We start from the raw sequence: 20,174 nt of genomic DNA, 5'->3' as shown, positions 1-20,174 counted from the left end.
GGTGCGCGCACCGGTTGCGACAGATCACCCCAAAGGTCGTCCGCTCAGGCCGGGGCCAGCAGTGCCTCGGCGGCGGTGCGGGTGACCGCGTCCGCCACGGCGGCCAGAGCCGGCGAGTCCAGCTTCCACTGCTGCCAGAACAGCGGGATGTCCACGGGGTGCCCGGGCGCGAGGAGGGTGAGCGCGCCCGCGCGGAGCAACGGCGCCGCCTGCGGTTCCGGCACCAGGCCCCAGCCCAGTCCGGCGGCCACCGCGTCGCAGAACCCCTCCGACGTAGGCACGTGGTGGCGTACCCGGCCCGCGCCCGTCCCGTCGTTCGTGAGCGATCGTACGAAGGCGTCCTGGAGGTCGTCACGGCGGTCGAAGACGATCACCGGGGCGTCGCGCAGGTAGCGCTCCAGAGGCCCGGTCAGATGACGCGCGGCGAAACCGGGGCTCGCCACCGGCAGGTACCGGGCCAGGCCCAGGCGGCGTACCGTGCAGCCCGCCACCGGGTCGGGCGACGACGTGACCGCCGCCATCACCTGCCCCTCCCGCAGCAGCGCCGTGGTGTGGGCCTCGTCCTCGCGGTGCAGCTCGAAGCAGACCGGCGGGTCCTGAGGTACGCGCCTCAGTGCCGGCAGGAACCAGGTGGCCAGGGAGTCCGCGTTGACCGCGATGGGCAGCCGCGCCGGGCCCTGCCCGTCGGCGATCCCCAGCTCTGCCCGCGCGTCCAGTTCCAGCCGGGCCAGCTGCCGCGCGAACCGCACCACGACCTGCCCGGATTCCGTCGGGCGCACCGGCTTCGTCCGCATCAGCAGAACCCGGCCGGTGCGCTGCTCCAGCGCCTTGACGCGCTGACTGACGGCCGACGGCGTGACGTGCAGGGCCGCCGCGGCCGCGTCGAAGGTGCCCTCGTCCACGGCCGCGAGCAGCGTAGGTACCTGGTCCAGGGGAAGCTCGTCCATCACAAACGCTAAGGGTACGTTAGAATCTTTAGCTGTACTGATGCCCGGTTGATCCATACCGTCGGGGCATGACCCACGGAATCCTCACGGCGGCACTCATCGGCTTCGGCACCGGACTCTCACTCATCGTGGCCATCGGCGCGCAGAACGCCTTCGTCCTGCGCCAGGGGGCGCGCAGGCACGCAGTCCTCGCCGTGGTCGGCATCTGCGCCGTGTCCGACGCGGTCCTCATCGCGCTCGGCGTCACGGGAGTAGGAGCCGTGGTGACCGAGTGGCCTGCCGCCCTGACCGTGGTCGGCCTGGCCGGCGGCGGATTCCTGATCTGTTACGGCGTCCTCGCCGCCCGGCGTGTGCTCAGGCCCGCACCCGGCGCCGCGCTCAGCACGCAGGGCGCCACGGCCGGGTCGGCCCGCAAGGCCGTACTGACCTGCCTCGCGATGACCTGGCTCAACCCGCACGTCTACCTGGACACCGTGCTGCTGATCGGTTCGGTCGCCGCCGACCACGGCTCCCTGCGCTGGGCCTTCGGGCTGGGCGCGGTGCTCGCCAGCCTGACGTGGTTCACCACACTCGGCTACGGGGCCCGCCTGCTCAGCGGCCTGTTGTCGCGCCCCGCCGCCTGGCGGGTCCTGGACGGCCTGGTCGCCGCCACCATGGTCACCATGGGAGGGATGCTGGTGGCCGGCGCCTGACGCGCCGTTCCTCCCGGCAGGTCCGCGCCGTACACGTTGCGGGTGCGCCATCAGCGGTCCGGGCGTAGCGTCCAGAGATATGTCTCTTGTGGGGCCGCGCGCACCAGCAGGACGGTAATCCATGGCATCGCCGGACGACGAGACCGGACAGCCGGAGGTACTGGACCGGCTGCTTTCCCGGGTGCTGCGCGAATCCGATGCCTACGGCGGCGGGATCTACGTGCTGACGTCGAGCGGCCAAGTGCTCTCGGCCGTGGTACTCGCCGGTGTGCCGTCCAGCCTCGCGATGCCCTGGGCCCGGGTGGGCATGTCCGCCTCGGGTCCGCTGGCGGAGGCGGTACGGGAGGGCCGCCTGGTCTGGGTCGGAGCGGAAGGCGAGCTCGCCCGCCGCTACCCGCGCATCGGCCTGGCGCTGCCCTACTCCTTCGCCCTCGCGGCCGCGCCGGTGGTCAGCGCGCAGCGGACCTGGGGCGGGCTGGTGCTGCTGTGGCCGGGCTCCCACCCGCTGGTGATCGAACCCGAGCGGCAGAGAGCGATCGAAAAGGCATCCGGATACGTCGGTGCGGCTCTGCGCCGCGCGGAGGAGAGCGGCCACCCCATCCGGCCCATGCCCGAACCGAGAATTGTGCCGGTGCCGCGGCGCCGCATGGTCACGCAGGTCGAGGCCCAGGCCGCGGTGGATTTCACCGAGCGGCTTCCGGAGGGCTGCTGCGCGCTCGACCTCGACGGCCGCATCACCTTCATCACCCCCAACGGGGCGGAGCTGGTCGGCAGCACAGTTCCCGCGCTGCTCGGAACACGGCCGTGGGAAGCCATGCCCTGGCTGGACGACCCCGTATTCGAAGACCGCTACCGGTCGGCCGTGATGAGCCGCAACCCCACGTCTTTCACGGTTCGGCGCCCCGATGACCTGTGGCTGTCCTTCGAGCTCTATCCCGACGCACGGGGGATCAGCGTGCGTATCTCCCGCTCCCGCGTGGCTGGAGCGGCAGCGGGAGCGGGAGCCGCGGCCGGAGGAGCCGCGTCCCTGCCCCAGCCCCCGCTGCCGGACTCCGCCGTGCCGCCGCCGGCGGGAGCCGCGCCGCCCCGCGCGGGGGTGCTCTACCAGCTCGCGCATCTGGCAGCGGCGCTCACCGAAGCCCTCAGCGTGCCCGACGTGATCAAGCTGGTGGTCGACCAGATCGCCCCCAGCTTCGGCGCGCACGCGGTCGCCCTGTTCGCCGTACAGGCCGGCAAACTGCGCCTTCGGGGCCACCATGGCTACGGCGCCGGGGAAATGGAACGGCTCGGTGACGTGCCCCTGTCGCCCGACCACCCCGGCGGCCGCGCGGTGACCACGGCCGAACCGGCCTTCTTCGCCTCCCGCCGCGAACTCCACGACGCCTTCCCGCTCGCCGTGGACGACGACGGCAATCACGCCTGGGCGTTCCTGCCCCTCGTCGCCGCCGGCCGGCCCATCGGCTGCTGCGTACTGGCGTACGACCGGCCCCATGTGTTCGGGCACGACGAGCGGGCCATTCTGACCGCGTTCAGCGGTCTCGCCGCACAGGCGCTGGACCGCGCGCATCTGTACGACACCAAGAGCGGCCTCGCCCGCACCCTGCAGGCCAGCCTGCTGCCCCAGGCACTCCCGGCGCTGCCCGGCCTGCAGGCGACGGCCCGCTACCTTCCGGCGACCCGCGGCATGGACATCGGAGGCGACTTCTACGACCTGGTAAGCCTCGACGAAACCACGGCCGCCGCCGTCATCGGAGACGTCCAGGGGCACAGCGTCACCGCTGCGGCCCTGATGGGACAGGTCCGTACCGCCGTCCGCGCCAACGCCATCGCCGGAGCGGCCCCCGACGATGTCCTCGTGCGCACCAACCGCCTGCTGACCGACCTGAATCCAGGGTTGTTCACCAGTTGCCTGTACGCCCAGATCGACCTCCGCCGCCGCCGGGTGTGCCTGGCGACCGCCGGCCACCTCCCGCCCCTCCTGCGACACCCCGGCGGACGCACGGAAAGCGTCGCCGTGCCCCCCGGGCTCCTGCTCGGCATCGACCCCTCTGCCCAGTACGAGGCGATCGAGACAGACCTGCCGCCCGGCGCCGTCCTCGCCCTGTTCACCGACGGCTTGGTGGAAAGGAGGGGCACCGACATCGAGGAGGCGACCGCCGACCTCGCCGACGCCCTCAGCGAGGGAGCGCGCGACCTCGACGCCCTCGCCGACGCGCTCATGCGGCGCGCACGTCCGTCGCCGGACCGGGTGGACGACACCGCACTTTTCCTGCTGCGCCCGACGCCGTCGTAACCCTGCGAGACAAGCCCATGGGCGCCGACTCCCCCGGCACCGCTCTGGCTCCTTGAGCCGCGCGCCACTTCGGCTCCCGAGCGCTGGGCTCGGGAGCCGAAGTGCTGGTGCGACGAGCGAACGTCAGTTGGCGTTCACCAGGTCATGAGCGGGGACGCTCACCGTACGGGCACCCGGCGTGCCGCCCAGGACGACCTTGCGCAGAGCGCTGTTGTTGGTGAGGCTGGTCTCCTTGAGCCGCTTCTCGGGGTTGGCCAGCACCTGGATGTAGTAGGTGGCGTTCGGCAGGCTGGAGATGTCGAAGGACTGGCCGGGAAGGTCCTGGGTGTACGTGTCGCCGGAGCCGACGTCGAGCACCTCCCGGACGGAGATGGAGTTCTCCTGGCCGCACGCGGTGGACAGGTCGGTGTTGTTCGGGTGCCAGTTGGCGTTCTTCACCGTGTAGTCGACGGCGTCGGTGTTGGCCAGGCAGAAGGCCTCCTTGCCGCTGCGCACCGACTCCTTCTGGTCGGCCTTGAGCAGGCGGTAGCTGGCGAAGTCGGTGAAGTGCCAGTGTTCGTGCCCCTTGCGCGGGTCCCACTCCATGGTGCCGGTCGGCGTGTAGCCGACCTGCTTCCCGTCGGCGTCGTAGAAGTACTGATAGGCGTCCATCAGCTTCTTGCCGGGGCTGCGGAATCCGTCGACCACCAGCTGTGCGGGACCCGCGTTCCACACGTTGGCGCTGAACGCCAGGTAGTCCTTGCCGCGGGTGCTGCCCTGCCCCTTGCTGATGGCGATGCCGTAGGCCGGCAGCGAACGGAGATCGGGCTTGGGCACGTCCGGAACGTCCGGCGTGCCGGTCGGCCGCTGCGCGGCGGGCTTCACCGCGGGAGCCTTCCGGGAACCGTCGGTCTGCCCGGTCCCGTCGCCCACCGGACCGGCCCTGAGCGCGGCCTTCTTGATCGCCCACGGGAGGGCGGGCGGTGCGGGAGTGTGGGGCCCGTGGCCGACGTTGTACGACGGACCCGCCCCGCTCGTCGCAGCGGCGGGCGCGGGCGCGCGCATCGCGCCGTGGCCGGAATGCCCGGCCGAGTGCGACCCGTGCTTCATGGCGGCCGGTGCGCCCGCGCCGTCGTCGTAACTGCGCTCCCGTACGGTGACCTTGATCGTCTGAGGCTTGTTCTCCATGCCGAACAGGACACGGTATGGCTTCCGCACGGACACCTTGGCGGTGTACTTCCCGGCCGGCAGAGCGACCGGGTCGGAGTAGTAGCCCGCGTAGGTGTTGGACGCCCAGCCGTTCTCTACACCCCACACCGAGCCGAGCGTGAACGGGTTCCCGGGACAGCTCTCGGGGTACTTCGACTTGGCCGGGGCATCGGGGCGGATCCGGCCGGAGGCGTTGTTCGGGCAGAAGGCCTCGGACTTGTTGACCACGGTCCTGCCGGCCGCGTCGGTGATCCGGATCTGAGCGAAGCCCGGCAGCCCCCCGAAGCCCTTCACCAGGCCCTGGGGAAGGATTTTGGTCCGGGTCTTCGTGCCCTCGCGGATGATCTGCGTGGCGACGACCGGGTCCTTGTAGGACTTGCGGGTCACCTTGAGTTCGAGGGGCCCGTTCTCAGCGGTTACGTACGTACCGAGGTCCAGGTAGACGCCAGGTTCTTCCTTCCACGAGTCGAGGGTCACCGACGACGACGCGGCGATCAGGCTGAGCTTCGGCGCGGTCTGTGAGTCTTCGGCATCGGGCGCGGCGGCGACCACGCCGGCGGTCACGGTGATGGCCGCACCGGCGGCGATCAGTGAACGCCATGGACGGGCCTGAGGGAATCTGGTCATCGTTCCTCGATTTCCGATTACCTGCTGGGAGGTGGACGATCGCGAAACCGTCTCCGGCCCGTGAGAGTTGGGGGAGGGCGGTGTGGGTTGTCTGTGGCTTCGCGAGTCGCGGATCGTTGTCCGAAAACAGATCACGGAGATCGGATCAAGCCGTCTCGGCGCTGTTTCGCCCCGTGCCTTCCTCAGCTGTGATATTGGGCGTGTCCGGCGCGCGGATAATCACTTGATCACCGGGATTATGGTTTTCCGCATGACGACTGCGCTCCGCCTGGAGAAGATCACTGCCGACAACTTCGATGCCGCGATCGGCCTGCGGGTCCGTCCCCACCAGGAGCACTTGGTCGCGCCAGTCGTGAAGTCCCTCGCCGAGGCGTACGTGAACCCTGGCGCGGCGTGGCCCCGGATCGTCGTCGACGGCGACCGGCTCGTCGGCTTCCTCATGGCCTTTTTCGACATCGACTTCAGCGGCGATGGCAAGGGCACCGATATCCGCTCGGGCCTGTGGCGTCTCAACATCGCGGCCGGCGAACAGGGCCGCGGTTACGGCCGCTTCGCTGTCGAGTCCGTGGCCGCCGAAATCCGCCGCCGCGGCGGCACCCGCCTCACCACGACGTGGCACCCGGGTGAGGACGGCTCCGAGGGCTTCTACCTGGGACTCGGGATCCGCCCGACGGGGGAGATGAGCGGGGGGCAGAAGGTGGGGGAACTGGAGCTGGACTAGGCACTGGCGTGGGAAGCGTGCGCTCCGACGTGCTCCCTTGTTACGCCGCTGTGCGCCGGTGTGCGCCTGGGGTGAGCCCCAGAGGGGGTTGGCTGGATTCCCTCTCGTGCGATTCCGCTTTCTTTTCTTTGGTCTAGTCCACGCGCGCAGGGGGTCCGGGTAACCGCCTGCGCCATCCGCCACCTGCGCTTGGACGCGATACCGGCGGTGGATTCCGCAGGCGCGAATTCGTCCGCCCGTTCGCCGGGGTGACCTTCGGGCATGTGTGCGTTTCGCGCCAGGTTTCACCATGCCCTCACAACTTCTCCTCCGCGCACCTCACTATGTGATCCGACAGTGCGGGACAGCGTCGGCACCTCACGGAGCCGGCCGCCGCAAGGGGGGCGGGGCAGGCCGGTTTGACTTCCGGTGTGCTCTTCTGGGGAGGACACACGACATGAGACGCACGGGACACACCGCTGCCGTCTTGGGCGCGGCCGCAATGCTGTTCACGGTCGCAACGCCCTCCGCCGGCGCCGCCGCGCCACCGCCACGGATCGACCTGCGCGTCCTGGTGGTGGACGACGGGGGACCCGCCACCGCCGCGATCGCCGCCGAACTGGACGGTGCCGGGACGCCGTACACCTCCGTCGATCTGTCCAGGGACGACCGTCCGGTGATCGACGCGGCCTTCCTCTCCGACACGGTCGGGGGACGGCCGCGTGCCAAGTACCAGGCCGTGGTGCTGCCCAACGACAACCCCTTTGGCACCGGTTCCGCGGAGATGACGGCTCTCGTCGCGTACGAGAAGACCTTCGCGATCCCGCAGGTCGACGCGTACACGTACGCCCGTCCAGAAGTCGGCCTCGATCAACCGGCCAACGGCGGCTACAGCGGATCCCTCGACGGGGCCCGCGCCGAGGTGACCGCGGCGGGCAAGGCCGGCCCCTTCGGCTACCTGGAAGGGGCCGTGCCGTTCGAGGACAACGCGCCGACGGTGTCGGAGAGTTACGCCCATGCGGCGAAGCCCGCACCGGGCGCCGACTTCACCACGTACGTGGACGTGCCACTGCCGGGCTCGGCCGGACGCGGCTCCCTCGTCGGCGAATACCGGCACGACGGGCGCCGCGAGCTCGTCGTCACATTCGTCTACAACCGGCACCAGCAGCAGTTCCGCCTGCTGGCCCGCGGCATCGTCGGATGGCTCACCCAGGACGTGCGGATCGGCGCCTCCCGCAACTACTTCGCCGTACACGTCGACGACGTCTTCGCCGCCGACGACCGCTGGGACAGCCAGCTCAACTGCACGCCCGGCGACGTGGACTGCCCGCCCGGACAGGGTGAGGCCGACTCCATCCGGATGACGGCCGACGACGCCCGGTACGCCACCCAGTGGTCCCGCTCCCAGGACTTCACACTCGACATGGTGTTCAACGGCGGCGGCAGCGAGCTCTACAAGGAGGAGAACGCCGGCAGCGACCCGCTCGCACAGCAGCTCGCCGCCGACAAGAGCGCGTACCGCTGGGTCAACCACACGTACAACCACCCCTTCCTCGGTTGCGTCCAGGACGTCAGCGCCGTCCCGTGGAGCTGTGCGAAGAACCCCGACGGCAGTACGCGCTACGTCAGCCGCACCGAGATCGCCGGGCAGATCCGGGACAACCGGCAGTGGGCCGAGCGCACCGGACTGCCCCTGGTCAACGCCGAACTGGTGACCGGTGAACACTCCGGTCTGAAGGTGCTGCCCCAGCAGCCGGACGACAACCCGAACCTCGGACCGGCACTCGCCGACAACGGCGTCACCTCGCTCGCCTCCGACAACTCGCGCGACCGGGAGCAGCGCAAGGTCGGCCCGGCGCTCACCGTGCCGCGCCATCCGATGAACATCTTCTACAACGCCGGCCGGACCGCCGACCAGATCGACGAGTACAACTGGATCTACAGCCGGTCCGCCGACGGCGGCAGCGGCATCTGCGAGACCGCCGCCAACTCCACCTGCCTGCCGGAGCCGCTCGATCCGGCCACCGGCTACGCGGATTACGTCGTTCCGCTGGAATCCCGTATCGCCCTGGGGCATGTGCTTTCCAACGACCCCCGGCCGCACTTCATCCACCAGTCCAACCTCGCCGAAGACCGCATCGCCTATCCGGTGCTCGACCGCGTCCTGAACGAGTACGCCGCGCTGTACGCGGACAGCGCCCCGCTGGTGAACCTGCGCCAGCGCGACATCGGCGCCGAGCTTCGCGACCGGGCCACCTGGAACACCGCCGTCAAGGCCGGCCGGGTGACCGCGTACCGCATCGGTGACACCGTGACGGTGCAGGCCCCGAGCGGCGCCCGGGTCCCCGCCACCATGCCCGCCGGAACCCGGCAGAACCTGCTGCTGGGTACGGAAGCCTTCGGCACGCCGTACGCGGGCACGGTCTCCGGCTGGGTCGCGGCCGGCCTGCTCCAGGACCGGGTCAGCCTCACCCTGCCCACCGGTCCGGCGGCCGCCACGGCGCGGGCCGACAAGAGCGAGCCCGTACGGCGGACGGCACCTCTGATGCCACTGCCGCCGGGTGTACGCACCCGCGTGCCCTACGGCGTCACCGGCTGAACCGGGCCTCGGCTCTCGCTACCGCCCGCCGCACCGTCCCCTTCCACGCCCCGCACCCCAGGAGAGCACTCCCGCATGCTCGAAGCGCTACCTCCGGCAGCGTCCGGCACCACCCGTGTCACCCTCCTCACCGAAGGCACGTACCCGCACAGCCACGGCGGCGTGAGCGTGTGGTGCGACCAACTCGTCCGCGGGCTGCCGGACTTCCGCTTCGACGTCACCGCGGTGACGGGCACGGGGCGGGAACCCCTCGCCTGGGACCTGCCCGCCCATGTGTCACCTCCGGTCGGCGTTCCGATGTGGGGCCCGGCGCCGGCCGGGGCCGCCCCGCGCGGCCGACGGCTGCGCATGCTGACAGCGGCGTACGAACGGTTCCTCGGCGCCCTGCTCGACCCCGCCGCGGAAGCGGACTTCGCACCGGCGCTGTACGAGCTGGCCGAACACGCCCAGCGGGGAGAGCTGGCGCCCGCCCTGCGCGCCGATCCGGCCGTGCGCGTCCTGGCAAAGGTGTGGAACCGCCCCGGCCTGGCCGTACATGCCTCCCGCCCCACCATCCACGACGCGCTCACCGCCACGGACCTGCTGGAGCACGCACTGCGGCCGCTCGCCGCGCGACCGCCCACGGACGGCGTCGCCCATGCTGTGAGCGGCGGGCTGGGAGTCCTGCCGGGGCTCGTCGGCAGCCGACTGCACGGGGTGCCGCTGCTCCTCACCGAGCACGGCGTCTATCTGCGCGAGCGCTATCTCGGCTACCGCACCGGTCCCTACCGATGGCCCGTCAAGGCGCTGCTGCTCGGCTTCTTCCGGCTCCTCGCCGAGGAGACGTACCGGACGGCCGCGCTGATCACCCCGGGCAATCAGTACAACCGGCTGTGGGAGGAACAGGGCGGAGCCGACCCGCAGTTGATACGGACCGTCTACAACGGCGTCGACCCCGCGGCCTTCCCGCCCGCCGGGCCCGAACCGGACGCACCCGTCCTCAGCTGGGCCGGCCGCATCGACCCCATCAAGGACCTGGAGACGCTGATCCGCGCCTTCGCGCAGGTACGGCGGGAACTCCCGGCGGCGACGCTGCGGCTCTTCGGCGGCACGCCGCGCGGCGGTGAGGCGTACCGCGAACGCTGCGAGGCGCTGGCGGCGGAGCTCGGGCAGGGCGAGTACGTCACCTTCGAGGGGCGGGTGGACGACATCCGGGACGCCTACGCCGCAGGCAGCGTGGTCATGCTGTCCAGCATCAGTGAAGGGTTTCCGTTCACCCTCATCGAGGCCATGTCGTGCGGGCGGGCCACCGTCTCCACGGACGTGGGCGGGGTGCGCGAGGCGGTCGGCGACAGCGGTCTCGTCGTCCCGCCGCGCGAACCGGAGGCGATGGCCCGGGCCGTGCTGGAACTGCTGCGCGATCCGGCGCGCCGGGCGGCGATGGGGGAGGCCGCGCGAGGGCGCGTGATCGAGCAGTTCACGCTGCGGCAAACTGTCGACACCTTCCGCGGGATCTATCTGCGACTCGCGGAAGGCGAACCGGCGCGGCGCGAACTCGCCGACAGCGCACAGGAATCCGCCGGGGAGGCGGTGGGATGAGCGGCCCGCTGCGCCTGCTGCCGGGCGAGGGGGACAGCCTCCCCGCCATACCCAGGTCCCACCCCCGCACCCGCGCCCGCCCGGGCTGGGCGAAGGATCCGATCGACGAGCTCGCCGAGCGGCTCGTGGAACAGGTCTCGGGGGCCGTCCACCCGTACGAGGTCGCCGCCCTGCTGGAGTCCGACGGCATGACGGGCGACCGGATACGGGACCACTACGGCCGCGCGGGCCTGTTCGCCCTGGCCGAAGACCTCTACCACCGGGTGCCGCGCCACTACCCCGAGCCAGCCCCTTCCCCCGATCCCTGGAAGCCGGACCACTGGCGGTGCGCCCTGCGCGGCCTGGTGTTCGCGCTGCCGGGACTGGGCTACGTACTGGGCGCGGACCTGTGGCGGGGTACGCCCGACGTCACCGGACTGATCGCCGCCGCGCTGGTGGCGTGGGCGTGGAACCAGGCGCTCAGCCACCGGGCCTACCTGCGGCTCGCGGCCGAGGGCCCGGCGGGCGCCGGCCGGGCCCTGCGGTCCGGCGCCCCGGCGGGCGCGATGGCGGCCACGGCCGTGGGCCTGCTGGTCTCCGGTCCCGGCACGGCCGCCGCGTTCGCCGCCGGGCAGTCCTGCTACGTGGCCGCGGCGACCGTGCTGCTGGTCCTCGGCCGCGAACGGACCCTCGCGCTCACCCTGTTGCCGGTGGCGGCCGGTGCGGTGTGCCTCCTGTGGTGGCGTACGCCGGTCGCCGTGTCCTCAGGACTGCTGCTGGTGACGGTGGCGCTGGCGGCCCTCGCGGCCGGGCACGCGATCCGCGGCACGCTGCGGGCGGCTCCCAGCGGGGGCGGCACGCTACCTGCCCTGCGGGACTCCCTTCCGTACGGGCTCTTCGGGCTCGCGGCCGGAGCGCTGACGATGTCGGGCGGCGACGGCACGGCAGGGGCTCGCGGCATCGTGGTCCTCACACTGAGCATGGGTTTCGCCGAGTGGCTGCTGTACCGCTACCGGGGCATGGCCGTCGCCGCGCTCCGGGCCAGCGCCACCGTCGCCGGCTTCACCCTGCGCGCCGGGCGCGCCCTGGCCATGTGCCTGGCGGCGTACACCGCGCTGCTGCTGGCCGGAGCCCTGGCCGTGGGCGCGGACGCCGTCGCCCTGCCGGCGCTCGGGGCACTCCTGTGGACCGGCCTGCTGCTGCAGGCCTTCGCGCTGGCCCGGCCGCCCGCGCTCGTCTGTCTCGCCGCAGCGGTGGCATCGGCCGCAGGCCGCCCGTACGGCATCGACCCGCTCGTCTGCCCGGCGGCCGCGGCCGTGCTGTTCAGCTGGGCCTGGCGGCACCTCGGCCGCCCCTCCGCACACCGCTGACCTCTCCTGTCCCACCGTCACCGCACCACCCCACCGAAGGAGCAAGCACCCATGTCCCTACCCTTACGCGTCGCCGTCACCGGAGCCGAGGGCTTCATCGGCTCGCATCTCACCGAAGCGCTCGTCACCGCCGGCTTCCGCGTCCGCGCGATGGCGCAGTACAACTCCTTCTCCTCCTACGGCTGGCTGGAGACGCTCTCGCCCGAGGTGCTCGACCACGTCGAGATCGTCCTCGGCGACGTCCGCGACCCCGGCTCGGTCAACCAGCTCGTCGAAGGCGCCGACGCCGTCTACCACCTGGCGGCGCTGATCGCGATTCCGTACTCGTACCAGGCTCCGCACAGTTACGTGGACACCAATGTGACCGGCACCCTCAACGTCCTGGAAGCCGTACGCCGCCTCTCCGTCCCCCGACTGGTGCATACGTCGACGAGCGAGACGTACGGCACCGCCCAGACCGTGCCGATCACCGAGGACCACCCCATCAGCACCCAGTCGCCGTACGCCGCTTCGAAGGCGGGCGGGGACCGGCTGGCCGACAGCTACCACGCCAGCTTCGGCACCCCGGTCGTCACCCTGCGGCCGTTCAACACCTTCGGCCCGCGCCAGTCGATGCGGGCCGTCATCCCCTCCGTCATCGGCCAGGTCGCGGCGGGCGAGCGCGTCATCACCCTCGGAGACCTGCGGCCCACACGTGACTTCCTGTACGTGAAGGACACCGCCCGCGCCTTCCTGGCCGTGGGCACCGCGCCCGCCGACGCCGTGGTCGGCCGCACCTTCAACGCGGGCACCGGTGGTGAGATCTCGGTCGGCGAACTGACCGAGCTGATCGGCAAGTTGATGGAGACCGAGCTGGAGGTACGCGAGGACGCGCAGCGCATCCGCCCCGCGGCATCAGAGGTGATGCGGCTGGTCGCGGACGCCACCCGGCTGCGCACGGCGACCGGCTGGAGCCCCGAGTACGACCTGGAAGGCGGCCTGCGGCACACGATCGACTTCTTCCGCGACCCCGCGAACCTCGCCCGCTACAAGACCGGCATCTACAACGTCTGACCGCCCGTCCCCAGTCGGCTCACCAAGCTCACACAGAGGAGAAGACGATGCACGCAGTGATCCTGGCCGGTGGCAAGGGCGTACGCCTCCTGCCGTACACCACCGCCTTACCGAAGCCGCTCGTACCCATCGGAGACCAGCACGCCATCCTGGAGATCGTGCTGCGCCAGCTGGCCGCCGCGGGCTTCACCAGCTGCACCATCGCCATCGGCCACCTCGGGCACATCATCCGCGCCTACGTCGGCAACGGATCCCAGTGGGGCCTGCGCGTCGGCTACTCCACCGAAGACAGCCCCCTGGGCACCATGGGCCCCGTACTCACCATGATGGACCGCCTCCCCGAGCACTTCCTCGTCATGAACGGCGACATCCTCACCGACCTGGACTTCGGTGACGTGGTCAGGCAGCACCAGAAGTCCGACGCCCCGCTCACCGTCGCGACGTACGCCCGCAAGGTCGCCATCGACTTCGGCGTCCTCACCACCGAATCCGGGCGCGTCGTCGGCTTCGCCGAGAAGCCGAGCATGGACTACCGGGTCTCCATGGGCGTGTACGGCCTCTCCAGGGACACCCTCGCCGCCTACACCCCCGGTCTCCCGCTCGGATTCGACGAGCTGGTCCTGGACCTGCTCGCCGCCAAGACCCCGCCCCACGCGTACGACTTCGACGGCTACTGGCTGGACATCGGGCGCCCCGACGACTACGACCGGGCCAACGCCGAGTTCACCACGCGCCGCGGCGAACTGCTCAAGGGAGCGTGAGCGTCCCGTGCGCGTTCTCCTCCTGGGCTCCACCGGATACCTGGGCGGGCACACCGCCGAGCGACTGCGCGCCCTCGCGGGCGTGCGGCTGTTCGTCGGCGGCCGCTCGCCGTCGGCCGACGTGCCGTTCGACCTGGCCGCCGGTCCGGGCGAACTCGCGGACGCGCTGCACGCGGCCGCACCCTCCGTCGTCATCAACTGCGCGGGCCTGGTGGCGGGCAGCCCCGTCCGGCTCGTCGACGCCAACGCGCGCGGGCCCGCCGCGCTCTGCGAGGCGCTGCGGGAGGCCGCGCCCGACGCCCGCCTCGTCCACCTCGGATCGGCCGCCGAGTACGGGCCGGGAGCGCCGGGCCAACCCGTGACCGAGGACGCCGCGACCAGCCCGCTCGGCCTCTACGGAGCGACGAAGCTGGCGGGCACCCTGGCCGTCACCGGAAGCGGACTCGACGCGGTGGTGCTGCGGGTCTTCAACCCGGTTGGCCCCGGCGCGCCGGCCGCCGGGCTTCCCGGACGGCTCGCCGCCGAGCTGCGGGCGGGCGGCGACGGATGCGCCGTCAAGGTGGGCGACCTGTCGGCGTACCGCGACTTCGTCGACGCGCGGGACGTGGCGCGGGCCGTCGTGCTGGCCGCGACCGCGACCGGCGCGCTGCCACCGGTGCTCAACATCGGCAGCGGCACAGCCACCGCGGTACGCGACATGGCGCACGGCCTGCTGCGGGCGTCCGGCCGGCGGTGCCGGCTGGAGGAGTCGGGGGCCGGATCGGAGCGCTCGGCCGCGGTGTCCTGGCAGTGCGCGGACGTCTCGGCCGCCCGTTCGGCGCTCGGCTGGCGCCCGGACCACTCGCTCGACGACTCGCTGCGTGACCTGTGGCAGTCGTCGGCGGTGGCGGTCCGATGAGCGGTCGGCCGAGTGGTCGGCTGAACGGGCAGCGGCGATGACCCTGCTCGTACCGATGTACGCGCACCCGGCCGTGGACCCCGGCGCCTGGGCCGCTCTGGCCCGGTCCGCCCCCCAGCTGTACGGCGTGGTGCTCAACGTCGCCGACGGCCCGGGGACGCGTCCGGACCCGGCCTTCACCGCCGCCGCCCGCACCCTGCGGGCGGCGGGCGTCCGGGTCCTCGGCTACGTCGACGCCGACTACGGGCGCCGCACCTTCCGCGTCGTGCGCCGCGACCTGCGGCGCCACCGCGAGTGGTACGCCGTCGACGGGTTTCTGTTCGACCAGGCACCGGCCGACGCGGCGGGGATACGCCACTGCCGCCGACTGGCGCGTGCGGCGAGGGCCCTCGGCGGGCGTACGGTCGTCCTCAATCCAGGGGTGCATCCGGCAGCCGGGTACGCCTCGTTCGCCGACCTGCTGATCACCTTCGAGGGCGACTGGACCGCGTACTGCGCCGCTCCCGCACCCCCGGCATGGACGGCCGCCCACCCGCCGGAGCGTTTCTGCCACCTGGTGTACGGGGTCCCTCCGGGACTGCTCGGGCTCGCGGGCCGCACGGCGGGGCTGCGCCGGGCCGGCGTGCACTGCGCGGTGCCCGGCCACGGCCCCAACCCGTGGTCGGCCGTGCCGCCCGGCCTCGTGCCGGCGGCCGCGGGGGAGGAGGCGTGAGCCGTCGGCGGGCCGTACTCCCCCTGCTTCTCCTGCTCCTGCTGGCGGCGGGCTGCTCGGCGCCGGGGCCGACGGCCGAGAGTCCGACGCGCGAGAGTCCGACGCTGCCCGCGACGCCGGAGCGCCGGTGGCAGCCGAAGCCGGGCACCGCGTGGCAGTGGCAGCTCGACGGCAAGGTCGACCCGAGCGTCGATGTGCCGGTCTACGACATCGACGGCTTCGAGAACGGCTCCAGTACCGTCCGCCGGCTGCACCGGGACGGGCGCAAGGTCATCTGCTATCTCAACGCAGGCGCCTGGGAGTCGTTCCGCCCGGACCACCGGGACTTCCCCGCCGCCGTCCGCGGCCGCCCCAACGGCTGGCCGGGGGAGCGGTGGCTCGACATCCGCCGCCTGGACGTACTGCGGCCGCTGATGGCCAAGCGCTTCGACATGTGCCGCGCGCGGGGATACGACGCGGTCGAGCCCGATCTGCTGGACGCGTACCTCGAAGACACCGGGTTTCCGCTGACGGCCGGCCATCAGCTGGCGTACAACCGCATGCTCGCCTCACTCGCCCATGAACGCGGCCTGTCAGTGGGGCTGAAGAACGATCTGCCGCAGATCCCCGAGCTGGTGGACGACTTCGACTTCGCGGTGAACGAGGAGTGCGCGGAACTGAACGAATGCGCGGCGCTCACCCCGTTCGTACGGGCGGGAAAGGCGGTGTTCCATGTCGAATACGCCACCCCGGTGGGCGAATTCTGTGCGCAGTCCCGCAAACTCGGACTGAGCTCCATGCGCAAGCGGCTCGACCTGGGAGCGTGGCGCCGGCCTTGCTGAGAGTGGGGGCCGCTTCCGCGCGTCCCGTACCTCCGGCCGGGACCGGTGGTTGACTGGGCGGCATGCCGCTCGACGCCTACGGCGTGCTGTCAGGAACCCTGCACCGCCACTTTCGCGACCAGCCCGACACACAGGGCCGCTGGTTCCACGTCAACCTGGAGGTCGACGCGCCCGCCGGGCGGTACCGGTGCGCCGTCGACGTGGACAGCAAGCAGTCCAGCACCGGCGTCCAGTGGAAGGCCTTCACGCTGGACGCCTCGGCGCTCGGCCCGGTGGCCGCACTGGCACCGGGATACCACGACCTCGCCCGTACGCCCGGTTCCGGGGCGCTCGACTTCGTACGGCACCCGGCCCTGCTGCACCGCTCCGGCTGCGTCTTCGTGAGCCGGCCGCCGGCCTGGCTCAGGGCGATCCTCAACAGGCTGAATCCACCACGCCCATGGATCTCGGGTTCCAACCTGGACGCCGCACGGGCTCTCGAGCCCATCCTTGTCCCCGGCCGGGCGATCATGGTTTTCGGTGAGCCGTTCAACCAGGGTCTTGGCATGCACAACATCCACCAGAACCAGGGCGACCCCTACGGAAGCCAGTGGTGGCAGGAGAACGGCATCTGGCAGGACGGGGCGACCCTGACCCGCGGAGGCGACGGCCGGTTGGACGTGTTCCTGTCCAAGTTCTCCAGCCAGGCCGACCGAACCGACGACGACGGTCACCCGGCATAGGCACAGCAGGCCGTCATCGGCCGCCCGGCCCTTAGGGCTGCCCGCGTGACCGGAGGGCACGTCGGGTACGAGAGCCTGCGCCCGGCACCGGCCAGGTGGGTCAGGTGATGGTGTGGACGCGTTGTGAGTGGAGCTCATAACGGGCGCCGACGATCGCGAGCTTCCCCGTACCCACCCTGTCGGCCAGGTCGGGTTCGGCTGCGAGGCGCGTACGGATCATGCCGACGTTGCGGGTAATGGTGGAGTCGATGCGGGCGTCGCCGTGCCGGCTGTGGTCTATGGCCGGGCGTATCTCATCGGCCACGTACTGGATGTGTCTCGGAAGTCGCTCTCCCGTCTCATCCGCGCGGACGGCGGCGGAAACCGCGCCGCACGACTGGTGCCCGAGGACCAGGATCAGCGGTACGCCCAGTTCCAGGACGCCGTAGGCGATGCTGCCCAGGACGGCTTCATCCAGGACCCCGCCGGCCGACCGCACCGTCATGAGGTCTCCGAGCCCCTGGTCGAAGACCAGTTCCGGCGGCACCCGTGAATCGATGCATCCCAGGACGACGGCGAACGGGTGCTGCCCCGAGGCAAGCGACTGGCGCACGTACGGCGTCTCGTGAGGATGCCCCTGCTGGAATGTCCGCCACCGCCGATTGCCGGCTGCCAGCTCGCGCAGCGCCTCGCCGGGGGTGCGCGGCGTACTCGTCGCCATGGCCGGGGGCGCGGCCGTGGCGGACGAGGTGCCGAGCGTCATGGCCGCTCCGGCGGCGGCGGTTCCCGCTACAGCGGCTCGCAACAACGCTCGGCGCCCCGTGCCCGCCGGCCTGGATGAGGTGTGTCGATTCAAGGTCACGAGGGGAACGTAGCGGTCACGTTCTGGCCTGAGATTCATGATGGTGATCTGTTGGCGTGCCCTTGAGCAAATCATGGGCGGTCGCAAAGCATCACCGGCCGGCCCCTCACAAGGCCCCTAGAAGTTACCGTAGTTGACCTGCCAGGTCGGCAGCCCCATACGGCGCCACAGGGCAACCACCCGGTCACGATCGTCCAGCGACACCCGAACCGCGTACCGGTGACGCACGTGACGGTCGAACAACTCGGCCTTCACGACATCGTCGCGCCGCCCGTCGCCGGCCTCGCGCATCCACAGCTCGTCGTAGGGCACCTCGTGCCGCCGGAGCCACGTCTCGGTCTGCGCGCGATACTCCTCACCGCGTCCGGACAGGAGCACGATGATGTCGCTGTCGGCGCGCCGGAAGGAACGCAGCGCCTGCCGCACCGGCACGTTCAGCAGGTCGACGTCGCATCGCGTGAAGTCGTACGGCCCACGGTCGCCCGTCAGGGCAAGCGTTCCGTCGATGTCGCACATCACCGCCGCCGGCAGCGCCGGGTCGGGTACGTACGGCTCGACGGGCGGCTGGTCGTTCAGCCACGCTTCGGTGAGCCGCCATCCGCCCCTGGTGGCCCGCGCGTGCTTGTCGGCCAGGATCCGGATGATGTCCTCGCTGACGGGCCGCTCCCGCTCGCCGTCCCGGCGTACGCACTCATCGACCGGTACGCCGGTGAAATCGTGCACGACGAACGTCGCCAGACCGGCGACCGCGGCCTTCAGCCGCTTGGGGATGTGGGGCGTCAGGTGCGTGTTGTCGACGACCACGTCGAAGCCGTCGTCGACGGCCGCGCACACCGCGGCGTCCTGGATCGCCAGCACCGTCTGCTCATGCGTACGCGACCTGCCCCGCTCGGCCGAGGGCAGGTCGAGCATGGCGCGCAGGTCGTCGAGGCTGACGCGGCGCATCCGGCCCCCCGCCTCCGCCTGCAGTTGTCGCGCGGCGGTCGTCTTCCCCGACGCAGGCAACCCCGTCATGACGTGTACTACGGGCACTGGTCAGTTCTCCTCATCGGTCTTGAACGGGTCCGACGCCTCCGGCCGCACGGCCCGCCACACGACCAGGTCCGTCGGGCGCCCGTCGAGCCGCAGGAACATGGCGGCCCGGATCTGCGCGTCGGGCAGTTTCCGGACCGCGCGGGCGAACGCCCCCCGGTCGGCGGCCAGATGGGCCACCTCCCCGAACGCCTCGTCGATGGCGCGCTCGCGCGCCGCCGCCTCGGCCTCCAGGCGCGCGATCACCCCGCGCACCCAGGCGTCGAACTCGTCCGGCACCTGCTCCAGCAGGGCGTCCAGCGGCCGCCCGCCCGCCGCCGTGATGCCCCCGAGTTCGGTGCGCGAGCAACCCAGGCCCTGAGCCAGCCGCTTCGCGGACATGCCCGCGAACCGCTGGATGCCGTGACTGCGCCAGATGTCCCGCTCCGTGACGCCCGTCAGCACCTTGTGCAGTCGTACGTACTCCGAGAGCTTCGCCTTCGCCCGTACACCGGAAGCGAAGCGCAGTACGAAGCCCTCGGCGTCGGTCCCCGAGGCGGACCGGCCGCCGGGCATCGTGTTCGACGTGGTCAGCGCGATCAGTTCGGTGATCGGCATGGCAGGCCACATCTTGACCACGGACCCGATGCCCTGCCACGCGGCCCCGGCCTCGGCCATGGGTATCTCCGCGCCGTCCTTGCCGAACGCCGCGAGGAGCACCAGGTCCCGGCGGTCGCCGTAGTCCACGACGATACGGTTCTGCGGGTACAGGATCTCCGCCAGGTACGTCACACCCGGCGACAGAGCCGATGTGTCCCTGCCGTCGAGCCGGCGCTGCGCCCACCGCGCCTGCGCGCTGATGAAGGATCCCTTGGACGCGACCTGCCACCGGCCCGCGTAGTGGAAGACCACCGCGAGGCTGCCGTCGACCTTGTCGTACACCTCGAACGGCTCGTCCGGCAGGGCGGGCGCGTAGGGCTGACCGGCCTCGTGCTCGCCGACGTTGAAGAATTTCGGCAGGGGAAGCGCGATGATCTCGCCCGTGATGTCGTCGGCGACGAGTCCGCGGCAGCGCGTGGTCACCCGGTTCCAGATCCGCTCGTACTGGCACGTCCGCGTGTACGTGTAGATGGACAGCGGAAGTTCGGGATGCGGCTTGCGGGTGACGTGCCCGGCGTCGAGGGCTGCCGCCAACTCCGCGGGCGGCAACAGCTCTTGAAGCATCAGATGCGTCTGCCTTCGCGTCTGCGTCTGCGCGTGCGCCTGGCTCATGGGTTCCTCCCGGTTTCTGGTGCCCATTCTTTCGTGCGGGAGGCCGCGGCCGGTAGCGAATATGTGCGGGCCGCTGTCGAGAGGCGCAGGTCATAGGGGTGTCACGGCGA

Annotated in this window: 17 protein-coding genes; 12 read left to right on the top strand and 5 right to left on the bottom strand. The window is 71.4% G+C overall.

From position 1 onward, the window contains the following. Window positions 1–44: 44 nt before the first annotated feature. A complete protein-coding gene (locus J7E96_RS13550; protein WP_215130897.1) occupies window positions 45–947 on the bottom strand; it encodes a LysR family transcriptional regulator ArgP in 903 nt (300 codons plus the stop codon). 68 nt (window positions 948–1,015) lie between these two features. On the opposite strand from J7E96_RS13550, the gene J7E96_RS13545 reads away from it, so the two are divergent. Both J7E96_RS13545 and J7E96_RS13540 read left to right on the top strand, forming a co-directional pair. Then, entirely contained in the window at window positions 1,016–1,639 is a 624-nt protein-coding gene (locus tag J7E96_RS13545) for a LysE/ArgO family amino acid transporter (protein WP_215130895.1), read from the top strand. Between the two features lie 121 nt (window positions 1,640–1,760). Next, a complete protein-coding gene (locus J7E96_RS13540; protein WP_215130892.1) occupies window positions 1,761–3,932 on the top strand; it encodes a SpoIIE family protein phosphatase in 2,172 nt (723 codons plus the stop codon). Between the two features lie 123 nt (window positions 3,933–4,055). Here the strand turns inward: J7E96_RS13540 and J7E96_RS13535 are convergent, their stop codons facing one another. Then, window positions 4,056–5,747, bottom strand: coding sequence for a lysyl oxidase family protein (locus tag J7E96_RS13535; RefSeq protein ID WP_215130890.1), 1,692 nt, complete (start codon window positions 5,745–5,747; stop codon window positions 4,056–4,058). A gap of 250 nt (window positions 5,748–5,997) precedes the next feature. Here J7E96_RS13535 and J7E96_RS13530 point away from each other — a divergent pair, with 250 nt between their 5' ends. The 10 genes from J7E96_RS13530 (at window position 5,998) to J7E96_RS13485 (ending at window position 16,940) form a co-directional block, all read left to right on the top strand. Beyond that, entirely contained in the window at window positions 5,998–6,468 is a 471-nt protein-coding gene (locus tag J7E96_RS13530) for a GNAT family N-acetyltransferase (RefSeq protein ID WP_215130888.1), read from the top strand. Between the two features lie 436 nt (window positions 6,469–6,904). Beyond that, window positions 6,905–9,046 (top strand): hypothetical protein, encoded by a 2,142-nt coding sequence (locus J7E96_RS13525; protein WP_215130886.1) that lies wholly within the window; start codon window positions 6,905–6,907, stop codon window positions 9,044–9,046. Window positions 9,047–9,121: 75 nt separating this feature from the next. Continuing rightward, entirely contained in the window at window positions 9,122–10,624 is a 1,503-nt protein-coding gene (gene pelF, locus J7E96_RS13520; protein WP_215130884.1) for a GT4 family glycosyltransferase PelF, read from the top strand. Then, window positions 10,621–11,973: a hypothetical protein gene (locus tag J7E96_RS13515; protein WP_215130882.1), complete on the top strand. Its 1,353-nt coding sequence runs from the start codon at window positions 10,621–10,623 to the stop codon at window positions 11,971–11,973. Before pelF ends, J7E96_RS13515 begins: the two co-directional genes overlap by 4 nt. A gap of 51 nt (window positions 11,974–12,024) precedes the next feature. Then, window positions 12,025–13,026, top strand: a complete 1,002-nt coding sequence (locus J7E96_RS13510) for an SDR family NAD(P)-dependent oxidoreductase (protein WP_215130880.1) — start codon at window positions 12,025–12,027, stop codon at window positions 13,024–13,026. A gap of 47 nt (window positions 13,027–13,073) precedes the next feature. Next, on the top strand, window positions 13,074–13,787 hold the full coding sequence (locus J7E96_RS13505; RefSeq protein WP_215130878.1) for a nucleotidyltransferase family protein: 714 nt from the start codon (window positions 13,074–13,076) through the stop codon (window positions 13,785–13,787). Between the two features lie 7 nt (window positions 13,788–13,794). Continuing rightward, window positions 13,795–14,685 (top strand): NAD(P)-dependent oxidoreductase, encoded by an 891-nt coding sequence (locus J7E96_RS13500; RefSeq protein WP_215130876.1) that lies wholly within the window; start codon window positions 13,795–13,797, stop codon window positions 14,683–14,685. A 37-nt stretch (window positions 14,686–14,722) separates the two neighbouring features. Continuing rightward, the gene (locus J7E96_RS13495) at window positions 14,723–15,397 is read left to right on the top strand and encodes a spherulation-specific family 4 protein (protein ID WP_215130874.1); all 675 of its coding nucleotides are present in this window, start codon (window positions 14,723–14,725) and stop codon (window positions 15,395–15,397) included. Beyond that, window positions 15,394–16,218, top strand: coding sequence for an endo alpha-1,4 polygalactosaminidase (locus J7E96_RS13490; RefSeq protein ID WP_215130872.1), 825 nt, complete (start codon window positions 15,394–15,396; stop codon window positions 16,216–16,218). Before J7E96_RS13495 ends, J7E96_RS13490 begins: the two co-directional genes overlap by 4 nt. Window positions 16,219–16,280: 62 nt before the next feature. Next, window positions 16,281–16,940 carry a DUF2278 family protein gene (locus tag J7E96_RS13485; protein WP_215130870.1) on the top strand — a complete coding sequence of 220 codons (660 nt, stop codon included), beginning with the start codon at window positions 16,281–16,283 and terminating at the stop codon, window positions 16,938–16,940. Window positions 16,941–17,040: 100 nt separating this feature from the next. Here J7E96_RS13485 and J7E96_RS13480 read toward each other — a convergent pair whose 3' ends face one another. The 3 genes from J7E96_RS13480 to J7E96_RS13470 all read right to left on the bottom strand — a co-directional run bounded on the left by J7E96_RS13480 (window position 17,041) and on the right by J7E96_RS13470 (window position 20,064). Further along, the gene (locus tag J7E96_RS13480; RefSeq protein ID WP_374196665.1) at window positions 17,041–17,682 is read right to left on the bottom strand and encodes a carbonic anhydrase; all 642 of its coding nucleotides are present in this window, start codon (window positions 17,680–17,682) and stop codon (window positions 17,041–17,043) included. Between the two features lie 216 nt (window positions 17,683–17,898). Then, on the bottom strand, window positions 17,899–18,813 hold the full coding sequence (locus tag J7E96_RS13475) for an AAA family ATPase (protein ID WP_308295934.1): 915 nt from the start codon (window positions 18,811–18,813) through the stop codon (window positions 17,899–17,901). Between the two features lie 3 nt (window positions 18,814–18,816). Continuing rightward, on the bottom strand, window positions 18,817–20,064 hold the full coding sequence (locus tag J7E96_RS13470) for a T4 RnlA family RNA ligase (protein ID WP_251069848.1): 1,248 nt from the start codon (window positions 20,062–20,064) through the stop codon (window positions 18,817–18,819). Window positions 20,065–20,174 lie beyond the last annotated feature (110 nt).

Origin of the sequence: Streptomyces sp. ISL-96, from assembly GCF_018614035.1 — a bacterium.
Lineage (GTDB): Bacteria > Actinomycetota > Actinomycetes > Streptomycetales > Streptomycetaceae > Streptomyces.
The sequence above is the reverse complement of the archived record's forward strand: the minus strand, read 5'-3'. Positions and strand labels throughout refer to the sequence as shown.

Coding starts and splice junctions, on each gene's coding strand:
- J7E96_RS13540 (WP_215130892.1), top strand. CDS start 1,761: ATGGCATCGCCGGACGACGAGACCGGACAGCCGGAGGTACTGGACCGG.
- J7E96_RS13485 (WP_215130870.1), top strand. CDS start 16,281: ATGCCGCTCGACGCCTACGGCGTGCTGTCAGGAACCCTGCACCGCCAC.
- J7E96_RS13495 (WP_215130874.1), top strand. CDS start 14,723: ATGACCCTGCTCGTACCGATGTACGCGCACCCGGCCGTGGACCCCGGC.
- J7E96_RS13550 (WP_215130897.1), bottom strand. CDS start 947: ATGGACGAGCTTCCCCTGGACCAGGTACCTACGCTGCTCGCGGCCGTG.
- J7E96_RS13515 (WP_215130882.1), top strand. CDS start 10,621: ATGAGCGGCCCGCTGCGCCTGCTGCCGGGCGAGGGGGACAGCCTCCCC.
- J7E96_RS13470 (WP_251069848.1), bottom strand. CDS start 20,064: ATGAGCCAGGCGCACGCGCAGACGCAGACGCGAAGGCAGACGCATCTG.
- J7E96_RS13525 (WP_215130886.1), top strand. CDS start 6,905: ATGAGACGCACGGGACACACCGCTGCCGTCTTGGGCGCGGCCGCAATG.
- pelF (WP_215130884.1), top strand. CDS start 9,122: ATGCTCGAAGCGCTACCTCCGGCAGCGTCCGGCACCACCCGTGTCACC.
- J7E96_RS13535 (WP_215130890.1), bottom strand. CDS start 5,747: ATGACCAGATTCCCTCAGGCCCGTCCATGGCGTTCACTGATCGCCGCC.
- J7E96_RS13480 (WP_374196665.1), bottom strand. CDS start 17,682: ATGACGCTCGGCACCTCGTCCGCCACGGCCGCGCCCCCGGCCATGGCG.
- J7E96_RS13505 (WP_215130878.1), top strand. CDS start 13,074: ATGCACGCAGTGATCCTGGCCGGTGGCAAGGGCGTACGCCTCCTGCCG.
- J7E96_RS13510 (WP_215130880.1), top strand. CDS start 12,025: ATGTCCCTACCCTTACGCGTCGCCGTCACCGGAGCCGAGGGCTTCATC.
- J7E96_RS13530 (WP_215130888.1), top strand. CDS start 5,998: ATGACGACTGCGCTCCGCCTGGAGAAGATCACTGCCGACAACTTCGAT.
- J7E96_RS13545 (WP_215130895.1), top strand. CDS start 1,016: ATGACCCACGGAATCCTCACGGCGGCACTCATCGGCTTCGGCACCGGA.